Here is a 19,785-nt window from a genome sequence, read left to right on the forward strand (position 1 = left end):
TTGATGCCGATAAAAGCCCATTATACAATCAATGGTTCGAGACCCATATCGGTAACTTCAAATTTTGCGTCGATTGAATGCAGACAGCGGTTCCTTTCAATTTGGGGAAAACTTCTAATGCGATTATCGTTCGTTATCTGTGTTCTGCTTTTATCGATTAATTCAATCAATGCTGCTTCACGACCGAATGTGATTCTGATCATGAGTGATGACCAGGGTTACGGCGAACTCTCCTGTCACGGGAATCCGATTTTAAAAACGCCTCATCTGGATCAGCTGGCTGCAGAGAGTATTCGGCTGACCGATTTTCATGTCGCCCCCATGTGTACGCCAACGCGGGGGCAACTGATGTCCGGGCTGGATGCATTTCGGAATGGGGCAATGAATGTCAGCAGTGGACGCACTTTGTTACGCCCCGAACTGAAAACCATGGCTGATCTGTTTCAGGCAGCCGGTTATCGGACAGGGATCTTCGGCAAATGGCATTTAGGCGATAATTACCCGTTTCGTCCGGAAGATCGAGGTTTTCAGGAGACTCTCTGGTTTCCTTCTTCGCATATAGGGGCTGTGCCTGATTTCTGGAATAATGATTATTTTGAAGATACCTACACGCATAATGGAAACAGGGAAAAATTTCAGGGCTATTGTACTGATGTGTTTTTTCGTGAAATGACCAGGTGGGTCTGTTCGCAGGATTCCTCGCAACCCTGCTTTGCCTATCTGCCTTTGAATGCGCCGCATGGTCCCCACTTTGTTCCCGACCAGTTTCGCAGACCCATTGAGCAGGCTATAGAGAAAAATGAATCGCTGGTTGCCCATCTCTCAGCAGCAAAACGTAAGTCGCTGGTCAGCTATCTCGCCATGTGTGCGAACATTGATCAGAATATAGGTAAGCTTGATCAGGAGCTGAGAAATTCCCGATTGCTTGATAATACGATTGTTGTCTTTCTGACCGATAATGGCAGCACGATGGGGCCGGATTACTTTAATGCCGGTATGCGAGGCAAAAAAGTCACACTCTGGGAAGGCGGCCATCGCGTTCCCTGTTTTATTCGCTGGCCGGCCGGCAAGCTGGGGGCACCTCGCGCTCTGAATGACTTAACCCACGTGCAGGATCTGCTGCCGACTTTAACCGAATTGTGTGACGTTCCACAGTCACTTCCCCGCCTGGATGGCATCAGTCTGGTACCCAGATTGAGAGGTGCTGTGAAGTCTTTGCCAGACCGGATGCTGGTCATCGACTACAGCCGTATGCCTTTCCCCGGAAATAAGAAAAGCATGTATCTCTCTCAGCCACGCAAAGAGGGTTCAGCGGTGCTGTGGAAGCGGTGGCGCTGGCTGGAGAACAGGGAACTCTATGATCTCACGACGGACCCGCTTCAGCAGAAAAATGTTGTCGCGGAATATCCGGAAGTTGTCAAAAAAATGCAGGCACACCTGGATCAATGGTGGAGTGAATTAGAGCCCACTGTTGCAGTCCCGCAACGGGTCATCGTCGGACATCCGTCAGAGAATCCTGCGATGCTGACAGCGTGTGAATGGCTGGATGTCTTCGTTGATCAGCAAAGGCAGGTACGGCGGGGAGTCAGGAGAAATGGTACGTGGCATTTAATCGTAGATCGCCCTGGCAACTATCAGTTTGAACTGCGTCGCTGGCCGCGAGAGAGTGGTTTGCAACTGACGGAAGGAACCCCTGCACTCAAAGTAACCGATGGACTGCTTGTTCAAGGGGTCGCTTTACCGGTCACAAAGGCAAAAATTAAAATTGGAACATTCACAGCGACTGCAAATTCAGATTCTAAAGCGGAATCGATTACTTTTACTACTTCATTAGAGAAAGGGCCCGTCGAGTTAACGACCTGGCTACTGGATGGGCAGGGGAAAGAGATTTGCGGAGCCTATTATGTCTATGTAAATCGTCAAAGTGACTGATTTCGATCCGCATTTTTTTCAGTGGTATTTTTAATGGTCTGAGCAAACGATTCCAGATGTCGGACGTTATCGCAGAATGCAGAGTATTGTATCTGTTGACGTATCGACTCGGTCATGCCACGACCGCCTGCAACAAAAGCAACATCCAGTCCAAATTCATCATAAAGTTCTGTGTATTCACGGATGAAATTCTGATCATCAATGATATGGCTGACACTGAGCCAGAAGATACGTGGACGATGCTGCAGGATCGCGGCTCTCAGGGTCGCGAAAGGCAGGTTTGTTCCCAGCGAGACTGCATTCCATTTTGAATCTCTCAGTACCAGTTCGACCATTGTTGTCGGCAGACTGTATTGATCACCCTCGGGGGTCCCGCCGATTGCCACCGGTGCATCTGCTGGAGGATTTGGAATGAGAGTCCGTAATTCATGTAGTACCCGTAAGGAAACTTCACAGCCATACCGTTCCTGATAGACCTCTGCTTTTCCGCATTCCCAGCGATCACCAATATTGCTGAAAGCTTTGGCAATTACCAGGTCACAGATGGAACTGATGCAATGCTCCGCCAGATAAAGATCGAGAATGATCTGACGACACTGTTCCTCATCTCCTTTGAGGAGTGCTTCCGTAACCTGTTCTGCCGCTCGATCAATTACCCAGACCGTTTGACCGGTGGTAGAAGGAAGTCCCAGCACTTCCGGACGAACCAGTTGATGCTTACTGGATCTGAGAAATTCGATCAATTCTGAGAGGGCGATTCGTCGATGTCCACCCGCAGTGTATTGAGTGGGAATGATTCCCTTGTCGCACCAGCGTTTCACGGAAGATTCACTGACCTGAATTGCTCGGGAGACCTGTTTGGGGGTTAGGAATACGCTCATTTTTACCATCTTTGATTGAACGATATGGTCGAATTAACGTCAGGGAACTTAATCACATATTAAAATCTTAGCTTGCAAACCGGTATATGACAAGGGTGATATTTGTAAGTCTCTATGGTTGCTCGATATAGGCTAACACACTCGAAAAGAACGATTTGAACGAATTTAGGGTTGTTTTACGAGAGGGTGATGGATATAGTTTAATCAGAACGTAATCAACGATTTCTCTTATTGGGAAGAAGACAATGGTCGTATGTTCAATGGAGTATGATGTTTGCCGGAATGAACGTTTATCCTGTCGTGCCCGCAAATTACTGGATCAGGAAATCGAGTTTATTTCCAACCCCTGTTTCGGTGACGCCAATCTGGAATCAGAGATCCCAGGTGATTTCGCTACCAGTTCTATGGGGGCGTGGGTTGATCCTGGTCAGGGAGCCAGCTCATCTGGCGGTAGTACAACGATCTCACGACTGTGTCGAGCGGATGTGCTTTCTGCTGAAGAGGAAAAAAAACTGTTTCGCAGTTTTAATTTTCTCAAATATAAAGCAAATCAATATCGATCACAGCTGGATCCCGACTGGGTCACTGAAGACCAGCTTGAGCTGATTGAGCAACTGCTGCATCGAGCTCAACTGGTGCGTGATGAAATTCTGCGTCGCAATATGCGGCTGGTTGCCTCCATCGTCAAGAAATGTACAACGACAGGTGTTTCATTTGACGAGTTGTTCAGCGATGGTTGTCTGACAATGTTGAAAGCCATTGATAAATTTGACTATTCACGGGGATTTCGTTTCAGCACTTACGCATATCATGCGATCTCAAATTTTGCTTATCGAAAAATAGCCAATCGCAAAAAAGAACGTGCAAAGTACAAGCAACTGCCCCCGGAACAATCTATGGAAGAAACCGGGGCAGTAAAAAATCCCTTGATGGGAACCGATACCTGGGATGAGCTTTCTGAATTGCTGAATCAATCGATTGACACTCTGGATGAACGCGAGCAGTTGATTGTGAAAAGCCGGTTTGCCCTGGGAAAGCATCGCAAGACACTGACCTTTCAGAAACTGGCGGACCAGTTGGGAATATCCAAGGAGCGAGTGAGACAACTGGAGCAGCGTGCAGTTGCGAAATTAAAAGCCGTAACACAGGGGACCCGGCTGGAACTGATTCGTGATCTGGTCTGCGATTAGATTCAATCACGAAACTTCTGAGGAGAAGCCAGATGCAAAATCTATGTTATGATCTGGAAGCATTTTACGATGGGGCCTGTCCACTCTGTCTGCGGGAAGTCAAACTGTTAAAACGTCTGGACCGCCAGAACAGGATTCAGTTTACGGATATCTCCAGCCCGAATTTTAAAGCAGCGGAATATGGTATCACGCAGCAGCAGTTCATGCAGGAAATGCATGCCCGCCTGCCAGACGGTTCCTGGATTACCGGAGTTGAAGTCTTTCGACGTCTTTATTCTGCAGTCGGGTATCGTTGTCTGGTCTGGCCTTCGCGTCTGCCTGGAATCTCACACGGTCTGAATTATCTGTATCAGATTTTTGCGAAGAAGCGATTGAGCCTGACAGGACGTTGTCAGAATCAGGATTCAAGCTGCCGCATTACCACTCATAAGTCTGAGGTCAATTCATGAAGATCGCCATCATCGGTGGAGGAATATCAGGACTCACGGCTGCTTATTTTCTACATCATCAACATGAAATTACGTTGTTTGAAGCAAATCAGTATATCGGCGGCCATACAAATACGATTGATGTCGAGATAAAAGGAGAACAGCACGCCGTCGACACAGGATTTATTGTCTTCAATCATCAGACGTATCCTCATTTTACCCGGCTCTTAAATGAACTGGGGGTCAAGTCGCAGCCGACCGAGATGAGCTTCAGTATGAAGTGCGGCCGATCGGGTCTTGAGTATCGGGGGGCTGACTTGAATGGATTTTTTGCACAACGTCGCAACCTGATCAATCCCCGTTTTTATCGTCTGCTGGCTGATATTCTCAGGTTTAATCGGCAGTCGGTTCAACTTTTAGAGTCTGAGGAAGATCAACTGACGGTGGGAGAGTATTTAAAAGCGAATGAGTACTCTCAAGAATTTATCGAACAGTATTTTTTACCCATGGGGTCGGCAATCTGGTCCTGTCCGGTTGGAACATTTGAAAAATTCCCGGTCCGTTTCATTGTCGAGTTTTATTTGAATCATGGGATTCTGGCGATTCGCGACCGTCCTGAGTGGCGTGTCATCTGCGGCGGTTCAAAGCAGTACGTTAAAGAATTGACCGCTGGATTTACAAAATCCATTCGTGTGAATTCCCCGGTCAATTCTGTGCTGCGTAATGAAAGTCAGGTCGATGTCAATCTACAGGATGGCTCGCTCGAACAGTTCGATCATGTGGTCTTCGCCTGTCACAGCGATCAGGCATTACGTATCTTGGGGAATCAGGCTTCGCCGATTGAACAGGAACTCCTGTCAGCTTTTCCTTACGAGAAAAATATAGCTCAACTGCATACCGATACATCGGTCCTGCCTGTTTCACGACGCGCCTGGGCCTGTTGGAATTACTTTATGCCGCGTGGGGAAAACCGGAAAGCGACTGTCACTTATCAGATGAATCTATTGCAGGGAATTCAGTCGAAGCATGTCTTTTGTGTTACCCTGAATGGGCAGGATCGGGTTGATCCCACGAAAGTGATTCGGGAAATCGAGTATGCTCACCCTGTCTTTACCAGCGAACGTGCAGCGGCGCAGCAAAGGCAGGCTGCGGTGATCAATCAGAATTCCACATCGTTTTGTGGAGCGTACTGGGGAAATGGTTTCCACGAAGATGGCGTGAACAGTGCCATGGCTGTCTGTCGCGAATTACTGGGAGTGACAGATCTATGGAAAGTGGTATCTACACGGGCTGGGTTCAACACAGACGCCATGCTCCCGTCGAGCACAGCTTTCGCAATCGAATCTTCCTGATGTATCTGGATCTGGCTGAACTCGATTCTGTTTTTAAAGGTCGATTCTGCTGGTCTACACGGCGAATGGCTCTGGCACAGTTCTGTCGGGAAGATCACCTGGGGGATCCACAGGTATCACTTGATGAATCCGTCAGGGACATGGTAGCTCAGTCAGGCAGAACCAGACCGGGTGGGCCAATTCGACTATTGACTCATTTGAGGTATTTTGGATTTGTGATGAACCCCGTTTCATTTTACTTCTGTTTCGATCAGCAAAATGAAAGTCTGGAAACGATCGTGGCTGAAGTGAATAATACTCCCTGGGGGGAGCGGCATTGTTATATAATTGATCAAGATCAGTTTGGGCAACAATTACAAAGGAAGCCCACAAGAAAGAATTTCCATGTCTCGCCATTTCTCCCGCTGGACATGGAATACTTCTGGCGGTTCACATTACCTGCAGAAAATGTGGCAGTTCATATAGAAAATTATCAGAACCAGCAACGGGTATTGGATGTGACCATGAGCCTGAAGCGACAGGAGATCACGACGTTGAACCTGCTGCGTTCCCTGGTCTCCTATCCGTTTATGATGTGGTATATTATTGCCGCCATTTACTGGCAGGCCCTGAGATTATGGTTGAAACGGGTGCCCTTTTATCCGCATCCGAAACAGCGAACTGCTTCAAAACAAGGTAATAGATCAAGGACACCATAATGCTGCAAAACCATCCTATCACACAGCAGGAATCGTCATCTTCAAAAATTGGAATATTGAATTCTACCTGTCGACAGTTGCTTTTAAAAAAGCTGAACGGGTTAGTTCGAGGACAGATCACACTGAGAGAAGGGACGCAATCTACTGTTTTTGGTAAAGATGAATCAGATTTACGGGTCGTAGTCACTGTTCATCACCCTCGCTTTTATCAGGCCGCAGTACGGGGGGGCGGGTTGGGTATCGCACAGGCTTTAATGGATGGTGACTGGTCCACGGATGACCTCACAGGACTCGTGCGGATCTTTATCCGAAACCTGGATGTGACCGACCAGTTTGAAGGGGGGCTGGCCCGCATGCGACAGGCTGTTGCACGCATGGGGCACTGGTTTCGAAGGAATACACGCATCGGCGCTGCTCAGAATATTCAGGAACACTACGATCTGGGCAACGACTTTTATCGTTTGTTTCTTGACGAAACGATGAGTTACTCCTGTGGCGTCTTTGAGCACTCTGATGCAACAATGCGGGAAGCCTCCGTGTCAAAACTGGATCGGGTTTGTCGACATCTGAATCTGCAGCCTCATGATCATCTGCTGGAAATCGGAACTGGCTGGGGAGGTCTGGCATTATATGCTGCACAGAATTATGGTTGTCGCGTAACGACAACAACCATCTCTCGAGAACAGTACCATCTGGCAGCAGAGCGTATTGATGCTGCAGGATTGTCGGGTAAGGTGAAACTGTTGTTAACGGATTATCGGGATCTGGAGGGACAATATGACAAACTGGTGTCGATTGAAATGATCGAAGCTGTGGGAGCCGAGTTCTTTGAAACCTACTTTCAAAAATGTTGTGAACTGCTGCGACCAGAGGGGATGATGTTTCTCCAGAGTATTGTGATCAAAGATCAGCGGTTTCAGGAATATCTTAAGAGTGTTGATTTCATCAGACGATATATTTTTCCCGGCGGTTGTCTGCCTTCTGTCGCCGCGATATTAGAAACCACTGCCAGGGTGACCGATCTGCGACTGTTGCGACTGGATGATATCGCCCCGCATTATGCACAGACCCTGCGTTGCTGGCGAGAACAGTTCCACGAACGACTCGATGAGGTGCGCGCGTTGGGTTATTCCGAATCTTTTATCCGGATGTGGAATTATTACTTCTGTTATTGTGAAGCAGCATTTGAAGAGCGGCAATGCAATACCGTGCAGATGTTGTTTGCCCGGCCTGATAGTCGGTTCGACCCGCAGTTCATTCAGTCTGATGAGATTCGTTCATTGCCGGAGCTGGAGGTTTCTGCATGAATCTGTGGTTGATGATTCTATATGGCTGGCTGAGCATGTCTGCTGTGATGGCGCTGTTGTGGTTGTTGCAGCGTAAAACCGGAGACGCCGGTATTGTCGATGTGGCCTGGGGAATGGGAGTCGGTCTGTTGACTCTCTTTTTTGTGTGGGGCCGACATGATGGCGATATGACAAGACGAATTGTACTGGCGGTACTGGCAATGGGTTGGGCACTGCGACTCAGTGGATACGTTCTCTGGAGAGTTATGACGATGCCCGAAGACGGGCGATATCAGACATTAAAAGAAAACTGGGGATCCGCGGCACAATACCGTATGTTCTGGTTCTACCAGCTTCAGGCTGCGGGGAGTCTGTTATTTGCTTTACCGATGCTGATCGCTGCCGGAGGGAAGTCTCCTTTTGGTCTGGTAGATTTAGCTGGTGTTCTGATCTGGTTGGTCGCAATTGCAGGTGAGTTGACAGCAGACAGACAACTGTCCCGTTTTCGTGCCAATCCAGTTCACAAAGGGCAGGTCTGTCGAGAAGGACTCTGGAACTATTCCCGACATCCCAACTATTTTTTTGAATGGCTGCACTGGTGGGCTTATGTCTGTCTGGCTTTGAGTGCCCCCTGGGGTTGGCTCACACTGTTCGGCCCCATTCTGATGTTGCATTTTATTATTAACGTGACCGGAATTCCTCCAACAGAAGCGCAGGCTTTGAAAAGTCGTGGTGATGCGTATCGAGAATATCAGCGAACGACGAGTGCTTTTTTTCCCTGGCTACCCCGTTCAAAACAGGTGACAACATGAACTATGAAACATTAACCAAAATTGGAATTGAGCTGGTAGAGCGGGGCTGGGTACCGGATGTGATCGTTCGTCGTGCGATCAGAAAACTCTGCGCTCAAAGGTTGTCGAATCTGGAAACTGGTGATCCAGAATCAAATAGCAAGATACAGCAGAACTTCATTGACGCCAGTCGGCAAGGCCCCATTGCATTAGTGCCGGAAAAGGCCAACGAGCAACATTACGAAGTACCCGCTGAATTCTACAAGAGCGTGTTAGGCAGCCATCGCAAGTACAGTTGCTGTTACTGGCCTGAAGGTGTGGAAACACTGGATGAAGCAGAGGCATCCGCTCTAAGTGAGACTTGTCAGCATGCGGATATTCAGGATGGCATGTCGATACTCGAACTGGGCTGCGGGTGGGGATCATTAACATTATGGCTGGCGGAAAATTATCCTGACTCCCGGATTACGGCGGTCTCGAATTCTCATTCACAAAGAGAATATATTGAACAACAGGCGGTGGCACGGGGAGTAGCAGACCGAATCCAGGTGATTACCGCTGATATGAATGAATTCATTCCAGAGGAAACGTATGATCGTGTGGTCTCTGTTGAAATGTTCGAACATATGCGGAACTATGAACAACTCCTGCAGCGAATTGCAGGCTGGCTGAATGAACAGGGGAAACTGCTGATTCACGTCTTCTGCCATCGGGAATTTGCATACGAATTCAATGATCAAAACGCGGATGACTGGATGGGTCGCCATTTCTTTTCCGGCGGCATCATGCCCAGCGATCAGCTGTTAACTCAGTTTCCAGAGCAGATGCGCGTGACAAAACAATGGCGCTGGGGAGGTGAGCATTATCAGAAAACATCTGAAGCATGGCTGTCAAAACTGGATCAGCAGCGAAAAACGATCCTGCCCATTCTGGTTGACACTTATGGAAAAAGAGAAGCAGCACGCTGGCTGATCCGCTGGCGGTTGTTCTTTATGGCCGTTGCGGAGCTGTTTGGCTATCGCGCAGGGACGGAATGGTATGTCTCACACTATCTTCTGGTGCCACAGTCGTCAGAGAAAACGAATACTGTTTCTTCAGAGAGAGAATATTCTTCATTCTGAATTCATGGTTTTGATTTCTTCTCTGAGACGGGGGAGCTCTGCAAGACAACGCTGCATCTCCTGTGCTACCCCATCGACCAGAGTTGTGATCTTGTCCAGTTCGGCTGCTTCGCCCGCCTGTTCAATCTCGCTGGAGAGTTGCTTGAGCTTCATTGCACACAGGAAACCGGAGGCACCTTTCAGGGAGTGAGCCGCTTCTGCAATACCTCTCGCATCAGATGTTTCCGCTGATTTCTGGATTTGTGTGATGCGCGCATCTCCCGATGACTCCAGCTCATCGAGCAATGAGTTGATTAAATCCAGATTGCCACCGCAGAGTTCCCGCAATGCCACACTATCAATGGCAGGTTGATGTGTTTCCACTTCACTCGTACCGTGTAAAGGAGACTGATCCGCCTCTTCTGATTGAGTTTGCTTAAGAAACTGTTTCATCACGGTTATAATATGATCACTTTGCACCGGTTTACTCAAATATTCATTCATCCCTGCGTCCAGGCATTTTTCGCGGTCGCCTTTGATTGCGTTTGCTGTAAGTGCAATGATCGGCAGTTTATTCTTTAACTGCCCCCGTTTCTCGAGTTCTCGAATCCGTCGCGTTGCTTCCAGCCCATCCAGTTCCGGCATCTGGCAGTCCATTAATACCAGGTCATAATGACTTGACAGCACCGCGTCAATTGCTTCCTGGCCATTCAGGACTGTATCGCACTGGCAGCCCAACTGTTTGACCAGTTCCGTTAAATACAATTGATTGATTCTGTTATCTTCCGCAAGCAGGATGCGTGTTGTTTGAGAGAAAATCGGTCTCTGTTCTGTGGTGCCAGTGCAGTTTCTGATTGATTCCTCTTTTTGACTGGTTAACAGATGGTAAATACTTTCCAACAATTTATGTCGTTGTACCGGCTTTCTCATGGTGAGCGTAATATGACATTTCTGCAGTTCGATTGGATCTAACCGGGTATCGGGTGAGCTTGTCAGCAGAATTACAGGTATATCTGAATGTTGCAATGCCCGGCCGGTTTCCAGACCATTCTGGTTAGGCATTTCAAAGTCAGTCACGACAATATCGAAAGCGTTTTTCAGGTGATGGGCTTCCTGAAGGGCCGTTTTTGCTTCGGCAACCGAAGCTGTTTCAACGGGATCCAGTCCCCATTCCAGCATGTAATCAGAAAGAATATTGCGACTGGTTCGGTTGTCGTCGACAATCAGGACACGCTTTCCGGCAAGCTGTTTGATCTCCGGTTGTGAATTTGTACTGGATGTTGAGATTTCAAAGGGGATTTCAAACCAGAATGTAGATCCGACACCATCCTGACTTTCGATTCCAATCCTGCCCCCCATCAGTTCCACCAGATTTTGTGAGATCACCAGACCGAGTCCCGTGCCACCATAGTTTCGAGTGGTCGATGCATCGACCTGTGAAAATGACTGAAACAGACGATTGATTTTGGATTCGGAGATCCCGATTCCCGTGTCCGTCACTGAAAAATGAATTCGGATGTTTCCGTTCTCGCGCGAAACGGTTCTGGTACGAACCACGACTTCACCGGAGTCCGTAAATTTAATCGCATTCCCGATCAGGTTCACCAGGATTTGTCTTAAGCGGTAGCTGTCACCTTTCAGCGTCAGTCGAGATTCCGGGTCAACAAAGCAGGGGAGTTCGAGATTCTTTTCATTGGTGCGCCACACCAGGGTACTGACCGTATCCATTAAAACGTTTTCCAGATCGAATTCATGCAGATCCAGATCCAGCTTACCCGCTTCAATTTTAGAAAAATCGAGGATATCATTAATCAGATTGAGCAGGGACTCTCCACTGCTCCTGCAGGCGTCCACAAACTCCTGCTGATGCTGATTCAGATGCGTTCCTTGCAGCAGTTCTGTCATGCCGATCACACCGTTCAGTGGAGTACGCAGTTCATGGCTCATATTCGCCAGAAATTCGCTTTTGGTCTGGCTGGCCTCCTCAGCAGTCAGTTTAGCTGCTTTGAGTTTTTGTTCTGTTTCCTTACGCCTCTGGATATTTTTAATTCCAAAGATGAAATGTTTTGGTTCCCCGGACTGATGCCTGACGAGTGAGACCATCAGGTTTGTCCAAATAGAAGAACCATCCTTTCTGAGGTATCGTTTTTCGATTGAGTAAGATTTGATTTCTCCCGCCTGCATGCGTTGCATATTTTTTAAGACAATCTCCAGTTCATCAGGATGCGACAAATCATGGATTCGGAGTTCGAGGAGTTCTTCTGCTTGATAATCAAAGATTTCGCAGAGCCTCTGATTCACCCGCAGCCAGCGTCCATCCAAGGCGACATGGGCAATTCCCATCGCGACCTGCTCAAACGTGCTGCGGAAATTCAGTTCGCTTTCTGCCAGGGCATCTTCCTGAAGCTGTTTGTCTGTGAAATCATGACAGACACCGATATACTGCTCCGGCTCACCATCATTGCCCAGAAAAGCCCGCCCCTGTGCATGGACATAACGGATCGAACCATCTGAGTGAACTACCCGGAATTTTGAATTATAGGGTGTTCTCGTTTGAATACATTGTTCAAGTTGATTCGTAACCTCATTTCTGTCTTCAGGATGCAGACATTGAGTGAAGTCAGTGAGATAGAGGTCTCTCACCTCAGGATCAATGTTGAAAATCTGCCGGGTCCGTCGATCCCAGAGCAGTGTGTCAGTTTTCAGGTTCCATTCCCAGACGCCGATTTGACCAGCATCGAGTGCGAAATCCAGACGTTCTTTACTTCGCTGTAATTCCTGTGCTAACAGGGCCGTTGAAGGCAGTTTCAAGGCTTCGGGGACAAATCGAATCAGAGCAAATACCGTGATCCAGGAAACGATGGCGGTACAGGCTTTGATCAATCCGGAAAAACGATAAATGGGCCACCAGAAGATGCCTGCTTCTATTAAATGACCGAAACCGCAAAACAGGATAAAAGCGGCAAACAGCCAGATGATTTTAGGGAATGGCAGATCTTTTCGTTGCAGAAGAAAGTAGAGCAGCACTACGGGAATCGCAAAGTAGGCGCCGAAGATGGCCGTGTCTGAAATGATATGCAGCCAGCCTACATCAGTAGACCAGGTGCCACAGTACCAGCGCTGTGGAAAACTGCTGGTATCAAACAATTTTGAAAAAAAGACAGCAGGACCTTCCGCCTGCAGTTCGGGTTTTGCTGCCTTTTGCGCACAGTGACCGTCGGCACAACTCTTTGTGGGAGCGGAAGACACAGTCTCCGCTGCTGTCAAGGTGTCGTAAATCCCGAACTGAATCAAACACAACAGGCAGGCAGTCCTGATCATCCTGGCGCGAAATAATGGTATAGTTCTCGAACGCATAATCAGATCTCATACAGGTCGGAATAGAGACGGTGATCCTGTGATGCCAGACAGAATCGCTGCAGAAAGGTAATCTGTTCCCAGAAGGACGCATCAAATACCACAGAAACTTAGGTCAATTTTCCAGAAGTTGAGTGAAAAACTGCAGGGTTCACCATGGTTGCAGGGAGATTCCTCACTGTGGAGAAGACGGTATTATCGTTTACAACGGCAGGAAGTGGTAAATCGAACTAAAGGAGATGTGGGTGCCGGATAAGTTTGTCAACGATCTTTTCGAATCGAAAATGAATCTTCGAAATGCCGATTCCATTTGTTCTGGCGGAGTTTCTGAAGTGTGATTCTATTTTTGTTCTGCCTCTTCAATCAGCCTCTGTTTAATTTCTCTAATTTGCTGGTTGAACGACTGCATCAACGCCCGATCTTTCTTGATTTCAGCCTTAATCTGGTCGACCTTTTGTAGTGGTTCTAATGGATTTATCAGGGCTTGATATCGTCTCCGGTGGTTTCGGTTGTCTGCTTTGATCACAGAGGGAAGGGCAGCCAGGTAAACCGTCATCACGACCAGCAGGGCAATCAGGCTGGAACGCCTCAACAGGCTAACTCCCGCCTGCCAGTTCTTTGGTCGTGGACTGACAGCAGCAGAGTCAGGCTGCGGGGCTTGGGAGGAACGTGACCATCGCAGTAGAGACCAGCCGAGCAGAATGGAAAGCGAAAGTAAAACGGCGAAACCTTCGCCCTGTCGGGCAGTCCATTGCGGATAAATCCAGATCCAGGCGGGGATCTGCTTTTGCGGTTGCTTGTTCCAGGCAGCCCGCATGCGAAAAAAATCCGTATCTGCCACGGTAACTTCACGGCCGAACCAGGTTTGCATTTCCGCTGGATTCAGGGTGCCTCGGAAGACCATGGCGCCGGCGGGAAAGATTAACAAAGTGACCAGGAAAACGAGACAGCAGGCAATCAGCTTTCGACGTGCAGACAGCCCGGCAGAACGTAAAAAACAAAATGCAATGAAGACTGCAGTTCCATAAAGTACAACGAGTAGCAGCGAAACCGGGATGAGCAACACCAGGGATGCGTGTATCCAGTTCTGTTCCACAAATGCCAGCAGGGACGTGAATTGAAAATAGATCAGTACGGGAGCTGCCAGGACCAGCAGCAGCGAAATCAGCTGAGGCCAGGACAGATCTTTTTGCCTGCGGAGCAGTCGCAGGGAAACCGCTAAAACCAGGATCAGAGTCAGCCAGCAGAGGCAGAGCAGCGAGATATTCCACGCCTGTTCCGGGAGGATACCAGCCGGGATGACACCCCAGATAAACAGGCTCAGACTCACCCCAGCGCACCAGGCAATCAGGGTTCTCCACCAGCCCGGTTGAGGCGCGGGGCTGTCAGCCGGTTGGCCGGTCAATGAGGCTATCAGAACCAGCAGCAGTGACAAAGGAAGTAGAAAGATGATGAAACGCTGGGCCGGCTCAATCAGTACGGCAGCCATGGACGCGTCACCAGCAGGTTGCTCATCTTTATGTTCGTGGTATTGATCCAGAGCTTCCATAAAGATGTTTCGCTGCAGCCAGGCCTGATGCAGGTCCTGCTTGAGTTCTGCTGTCTCCGCAGGAGTGAATGACTCAGGATGCAACTGCAGTACCTGGTATAAATGTCCCAATCCCGATGTGCGAAAGCTGAATTTGAAGAACGTCCGCTCGTAGAAATTCTGTTTGCCCGATAACTGCTCTGCGATCCGCAACTCACGGCCTGCATTCTGTATCACCGAGTCATATTTTTCTTGTCGCAGATCGGATTCGCAGGCATTGTTTAACCAGCGTGACAGTTGAGAGACGATCATGACAGCCGGGTAACTGGGATTCTTGGCTTCTGCAGCTTTGAACTGTTCTCCCAGCGGGAGTGATGTTTGTTTTAAAAATGCCAGGGTGGCCGACCAGGTGATCGTGCCGACATCCAGGGTTGTTTTTTTCAATCCCGCCTGCAGTCGTTGCTCAGCCTGTGCATAGATCTGTGGATCGGTAATTATCAGCTTCAGTTGATCTTCCTCATCCCAGACCGGTTCGGCGGACAACTCATAGAACTGGAGTGCTGCAAGGTAATCGTAGAGCGCATTCTCCGGATCGTGGGCCACACCTTCTTCCAGTATTTGTAGCCAGCCTTCAGTGGGCAGCTCCTGTTCTGAATCATCATGGACCGCAAACAGCAGCAATGCGCGTTGTCTCCAGAATTCGACTTTCTCCGGAGCCAGACGCGTGGCCATCGCCGCCTGCGCCAGGCAGCCGGTGCGGCAGATTGACTGATATTCCGCCTGGGACTGATGGAATCTGTCAAAATATCCCTCAGACAGTTCCTGTAGATCCTGGCTGGAAGTGATATTTCGTTTCAGGAATCCGTATTGCGGCTCGGCCAGCATCCAGGCTGCTCCCAGTGCGACCTGGGGATCTGTCTGCGTCGTTGGGATCCGGCTGATCTGATCCAGCCAGTATTCCGCCTGAACCGGGGGTGGCTCCTCTCCGACTGATGTCGCCCGGCCGAGCAGTCGCAGCACCTGAACTTCCCAGTCATTCCGAAAGGACCGCCAGCCGGAGGGGGAACTGCTGACGACCACCATCAGACGAAGACTAAGCACGAATATGACCAGCAGGAATAACAGCCGCGGCCCGTTTGTCTTCAGTTTTCCGATTTTTGCTGTGTGAAGAAATTTCATGCTTTAGTGACTAACGCAGGCAGGCAGAGCGTGGATTAAACAGATCCGTGTTTTTTTTCCTTTTAGAGCTGCGATTGATCATTGGCAGCAGCCTGCGGCGCCCGCTGATACTGGTACTGCATTCCCAGCAGTACAAAACCGATGATTGGAATCAGGATATCGGTGTAAAAGATGATACCCGCATTTCCCGGTGCGAAATTATGCGCTGTGATCATCTGGTAAATGTGCCCGCCTGCAGCGCCCAGCAGAAACATTGACGGTCCCACAACGGCGGCAGCCCGCATGCCGAAGCTTCCGCGGAAGGCCAGGAAACCGACGACGGCGTATCCCAGGCTGGCGGTCCCCACCTCGAACTGAAACGGACTCTGCTCCCAGCCAATATATCGGGCTGCGGTTTCACCAAAAAAAGAATGCATGATGAAGTTGTAGAAAAAAGAACAGCCGACGGAGAACAGGAGAAAGTAAGCAAAACATGCTTCGATAATTACAGCGGCATTCCGCGGGCGTTTTTGTCTCCAGAGTGATATGCCGGAAACGATTAGTCCCAAAACCAGGAAACTGAAGGTGAAGTTTTCCATGACAAGGCGAATTGCGGTACTCATCAGTTTCCTTCTGCATTAAACCCAAAATGATTTGATCGATCAAAATATTATATTCGTATCACATTTTTTCAAAAACAAATGAATTTGGTTTGAATCCCCTGTTTTCCAGATCGAAAAGATTTGTTCGCTGTTCTTCTCAGTCTGGCATTGATGCAGACGGCAGTATAACAGCATTCATACAGTTGCGATGCGATTGTCATTCGTATATTGTTAATCTATCCAGTCGATGTGTTATTTCGTTTGAAATGACTCCCTGTGAATTCCGATGATGGTTTGACGACACGCGTTGTCCCTGAATTCGTGAACTCAAAGCCCTTAAACTCCGGGCAGATAATCATTGACGTTGAATCGACTAACGACTCCGTCTGCTTTATATAACACAACACAATCAGTAGTGAAGTTCCACAGCATGACCGTCTGTAATCGATCGGTCGTGTGCAGCAGTGAATGGATCACAAAAAAATCATAAAGAGAGAAACCGGTTAGAATGACAAACAGTGTAGTCTGTAAGTTTGGTGGCAGCTCCGTAGCAAACGCAGATCAGATCGAAAAAGTGCGACGAATTGTCGCAGATGATTCCCAGCGACGATTTGTCGTCGTTTCCGCACCAGGACGCATCTATAAAAATGAAGAGAAAATCACAGATCATCTCCTGAATATTGCCTCAAATGGTACTCACTTCCAGGAAAAACGAAAGACCATTTCTGCTGGTGAGAGCAAGCAGGCCGTCTTAGAGCGATTTACCAGCATCATCAATGATCTGAGAATCGACGGCAAAAAAATGCTGGAATCGCTGAAGCAGGATCTGGAGACCAAGCTGCAAGGCGAACGGCAAATTGCATTTCTGGCATCACGTGGAGAGCATTATAATGCGCGCATTATAGCCGCTTATTTTCAAAAGCAGGGGATGGAGGCCCGCGTCTCTCTGCCGGAAGAATTCGGATTTCTGGTGACAGAAAGTTTTCTGGATGCCAAGGTGGAAGAGATCGCCTATGAAAATATCGCCGCCCTGGATGGCACGGAAATGATCACTGTCGTTCCCGGTTTTTATGGCGTGACAGAGCATGGAGAAATCGCCGTCTTCTCACGTGGCGGTTCCGATCTCACTGGAGGCGAAATCGCGTACGCCATTGATGCGGATAAATACGAAAACTGGACCGACGTAAATGGCGTGCTGGAATCAGATCCCGGCATCATCCCCGCTGCCCGTGCGATTCCGCGGCTCACGTTTAAAGAAATTCGCCTGCTGTCATCCAAGGGCGTGAACGTGTTCCACCTCGATGCAATGCTCAACTGCCGCAAACGAAAAATTCCGATTCACGTCCGTAATACCAATCACCCCGATGATCCCGGCACGCAGATTCTCAACGAGCGCGTCCCCGAAGAAGGCGTAGTCGGTATCGCCCGGCTGGATAACATGGCCTATATCTATCTGGAAAAAGACATGCTCTGCGAAGAGGTCGGCTTTACCGCCACACTGTTGACCATCTTTCAGAATTACGGAATCAATACATACCACTATCCCACCGATAAAGACGACATCGCCGTACTCGTGAAACAGGATGACCTCAAAGGCAGCATCAACGATCTCCGGCGGACGATTGAAAAACAGCTCAAGCCCGATTTCATGGACGTCGTTTACAATCTGTCGATCATTACCCCGGTTGGGCTGGGGCTCAAACGTAACTCCTATCCCCTGGTCGATGCGATCAATGCATTGGGCGAGCACCATATCCCGATCGAAATGATCGACCAGAGTCCGTCGCAAATCTGCTTCCACATCGGCGTCAGCCAGGCAATCGCCGACGATGCCCTGCGGCTCCTGTATCGAGTACTGATTGCCGGCTCGTGAGTTTTTAATACTTCTCAATTATCGTATGCGGGTGGGAAAATACCTTCTAGCGCCGAGGCGATTGTCGAGTCCAGATTCCCATCATTCAGTTCGGTCATAGCACGCCCTGCGATCTCCTGTGCTTCCACTTTGCGATCATTGAGAACCAGCAGGGCAACGATTGTGGCGATGGAGTTAGTGAAACTATCCTTAGTCGCTTTCTCGACTAGTGGACCGAGATCTGGCCTCGCAGTTCTCAACTTTTGATAGAGCGGATTATCAGGCAGTCGCTTTTGATGCTCGAAAATATGAAGACGTTGTTGGAATGCTTCGTGCGGGTCCATATACTTTCCACAAAGCTGATACTCACCGGCACTAATGAGCGCTGATTCTGCAAAAGGGTAGCATTTTCTGGCGAGTTCAGTATCCAGGGTTTCCAGCCAGAGAAACATTTCAGCAGTCAGTCGCTCATCGCCCAGACATTGATTGATGCTGGCAAACTCATGAAATGATTCCTCACGATCATTTCCATTAAAGAGTTTTTCTTTTGCAGTATCTCGGATGACTATGAGCTTTTCCAAGGCGGGATGATAAACCTGACTCAATTCGGCCCAGTCTCCTAGCGCAAATGACAATCGAACAGGTGATTCGATAGCATTCTCATGGTACCAGACTCGTTTGGCTAACGCCTCTGCATAACGGCCAGCGCGTCGGTCCTCACAGGCTTCAGTATGAATCGATTCAAAATTCTGGTAGTCAGCAGGCTTCCAGCCTGAGGATTGATCTGTCATGTTAACATTCCTTGCTCATCAAGACCGGGTTCTACCTGGATCAGTTTACCACAAATGGACGGAAACAAAATGGAATTCCCGCACCTGCTGCTACACATTCCCGCACTCCTCCTGCATAAAATGAACTTGACCGCGGCGCGCCACTGGAGATAAGCGTTGATTCGGGTCGCGCGCGTGGCCAGTTTACAGTGCACCAAAACACGCGACACTTGTTCGTTCTCTTCACTATAAATGAGCCTGTTTTTTCCAGATATTCAGTTGTCGAATCCACACACGTTACCGATGTATGCCTGCGGGTCGCCGCACATCGCAGGTTTTCGTCCCGGCACCACATCAGCACCGCCAGACATCGTACCCCTGTCAACACAGATCGCCACATTTTGTTGTTCATCCCCCTTGACCTCCCCACGCCCTTCCACAAAATAATCCACCATGCAATGAACCACTGACACCAGCCATCAGATTGGTCATCAGATTGAACATCACAACCACAAACATAATTCAATATCCTCCCACACCTCGGGCGCCATCTGTCGGCTTGCCGGAGAGTGCTCAGCTAGCCAGCACACGCCCATAAAGCAGTGTGAGCCTGAATGCAAATCGGGCCGAGCACAGCGAGCAGGATGTAGCAGCTCCCGCGTTCGTTCCAGAACCGAGCTTCCATACACTGTTTTCACGGCCGGACGAGCCGGGCCGTGGCACCCGTAAACCTCTTATCTTAATTGCAATGTCTCCTGCAAAATCAGACGAGCGCGTGCCATCTGTTCGGCTTGCCCGACAGTGCTTGTGTAAACGTCCCCTTTTATGTTTCACAAAGAATTATAAAAGAAGTGTCCCCA

The 19,785-nt window shown here is 48.9% G+C and carries 14 protein-coding genes; 9 read left to right on the forward strand and 5 right to left on the reverse strand.

The window, feature by feature from the left end:
- Window positions 1-117 precede the first annotated feature (117 nt).
- On the forward strand, window positions 118-1,932 hold the full coding sequence (locus GmarT_RS08445; RefSeq protein WP_002644831.1) for an arylsulfatase: 1,815 nt from the start codon (window positions 118-120) through the stop codon (window positions 1,930-1,932).
- On the opposite strand, the gene GmarT_RS08450 is transcribed toward GmarT_RS08445, so the two are convergent.
- Window positions 1,920-2,813, reverse strand: coding sequence for a helix-turn-helix domain-containing protein (locus GmarT_RS08450; RefSeq protein ID WP_002644830.1), 894 nt, complete (start codon window positions 2,811-2,813; stop codon window positions 1,920-1,922). The two genes, GmarT_RS08445 and GmarT_RS08450, sit on opposite strands and share 13 nt — an antisense overlap.
- Window positions 2,814-3,058: 245 nt before the next feature.
- On the opposite strand from GmarT_RS08450, the gene GmarT_RS08455 reads away from it, so the two are divergent.
- From GmarT_RS08455 to GmarT_RS08485, 7 genes are read left to right on the forward strand one after another with little or no spacing between them, the layout of a single operon-like run.
- Window positions 3,059-4,003 carry a sigma-70 family RNA polymerase sigma factor gene (locus tag GmarT_RS08455; RefSeq protein ID WP_081459404.1) on the forward strand — a complete coding sequence of 315 codons (945 nt, stop codon included), beginning with the start codon at window positions 3,059-3,061 and terminating at the stop codon, window positions 4,001-4,003.
- Window positions 4,004-4,035: 32 nt separating this feature from the next.
- Window positions 4,036-4,452: a thiol-disulfide oxidoreductase DCC family protein gene (locus tag GmarT_RS08460; RefSeq protein WP_002644828.1), complete on the forward strand. Its 417-nt coding sequence runs from the start codon at window positions 4,036-4,038 to the stop codon at window positions 4,450-4,452.
- The gene (locus tag GmarT_RS08465) at window positions 4,449-5,783 is read left to right on the forward strand and encodes an NAD(P)/FAD-dependent oxidoreductase (RefSeq protein ID WP_002644827.1); all 1,335 of its coding nucleotides are present in this window, start codon (window positions 4,449-4,451) and stop codon (window positions 5,781-5,783) included. Before GmarT_RS08460 ends, GmarT_RS08465 begins: the two co-directional genes overlap by 4 nt.
- Entirely contained in the window at window positions 5,699-6,481 is a 783-nt protein-coding gene (locus GmarT_RS08470; protein ID WP_044236724.1) for a DUF1365 domain-containing protein, read from the forward strand. The genes GmarT_RS08465 and GmarT_RS08470 overlap by 85 nt, the downstream gene beginning before the upstream one ends.
- The gene (locus tag GmarT_RS08475) at window positions 6,481-7,788 is read left to right on the forward strand and encodes an SAM-dependent methyltransferase (protein ID WP_002644825.1); all 1,308 of its coding nucleotides are present in this window, start codon (window positions 6,481-6,483) and stop codon (window positions 7,786-7,788) included. The genes GmarT_RS08470 and GmarT_RS08475 overlap by 1 nt, the downstream gene beginning before the upstream one ends.
- On the forward strand, window positions 7,785-8,579 hold the full coding sequence (locus GmarT_RS08480; RefSeq protein WP_002644824.1) for a DUF1295 domain-containing protein: 795 nt from the start codon (window positions 7,785-7,787) through the stop codon (window positions 8,577-8,579). Before GmarT_RS08475 ends, GmarT_RS08480 begins: the two co-directional genes overlap by 4 nt.
- Window positions 8,576-9,679, forward strand: a complete 1,104-nt coding sequence (locus GmarT_RS08485; RefSeq protein WP_002644823.1) for an SAM-dependent methyltransferase — start codon at window positions 8,576-8,578, stop codon at window positions 9,677-9,679. Before GmarT_RS08480 ends, GmarT_RS08485 begins: the two co-directional genes overlap by 4 nt.
- Here the strand turns inward: GmarT_RS08485 and GmarT_RS08490 are convergent.
- From GmarT_RS08490 to GmarT_RS08500, 3 genes are all read right to left on the reverse strand, one after another.
- Window positions 9,671-12,907, reverse strand: coding sequence for a response regulator (locus tag GmarT_RS08490; protein ID WP_187782354.1), 3,237 nt, complete (start codon window positions 12,905-12,907; stop codon window positions 9,671-9,673). The genes GmarT_RS08485 and GmarT_RS08490 overlap by 9 nt on opposite strands.
- Before the next feature lie 448 nt (window positions 12,908-13,355).
- Window positions 13,356-15,722 carry a coiled-coil domain-containing protein gene (locus GmarT_RS08495; RefSeq protein ID WP_002644819.1) on the reverse strand — a complete coding sequence of 789 codons (2,367 nt, stop codon included), beginning with the start codon at window positions 15,720-15,722 and terminating at the stop codon, window positions 13,356-13,358.
- A 62-nt stretch (window positions 15,723-15,784) separates the two neighbouring features.
- On the reverse strand, window positions 15,785-16,324 hold the full coding sequence (locus tag GmarT_RS08500) for a DUF6790 family protein (RefSeq protein ID WP_002644818.1): 540 nt from the start codon (window positions 16,322-16,324) through the stop codon (window positions 15,785-15,787).
- A 487-nt stretch (window positions 16,325-16,811) separates the two neighbouring features.
- Between GmarT_RS08500 and GmarT_RS08505 the strand changes: the two genes are divergently transcribed.
- Complete coding sequence (locus GmarT_RS08505) at window positions 16,812-18,176, forward strand: aspartate kinase (protein WP_002644817.1); 1,365 nt, start codon at window positions 16,812-16,814, stop codon at window positions 18,174-18,176.
- 14 nt (window positions 18,177-18,190) lie between these two features.
- Here GmarT_RS08505 and GmarT_RS08510 read toward each other — a convergent pair whose 3' ends face one another.
- A complete protein-coding gene (locus GmarT_RS08510; RefSeq protein ID WP_002644816.1) occupies window positions 18,191-18,946 on the reverse strand; it encodes a hypothetical protein in 756 nt (251 codons plus the stop codon).
- Between the last annotated feature and the right edge of the window lie 839 nt (window positions 18,947-19,785).

Origin of the sequence: Gimesia maris, from assembly GCF_008298035.1 — a bacterium.
In the GTDB taxonomy this organism is placed as follows: Bacteria; Planctomycetota; Planctomycetia; order Planctomycetales; family Planctomycetaceae; genus Gimesia; species Gimesia maris.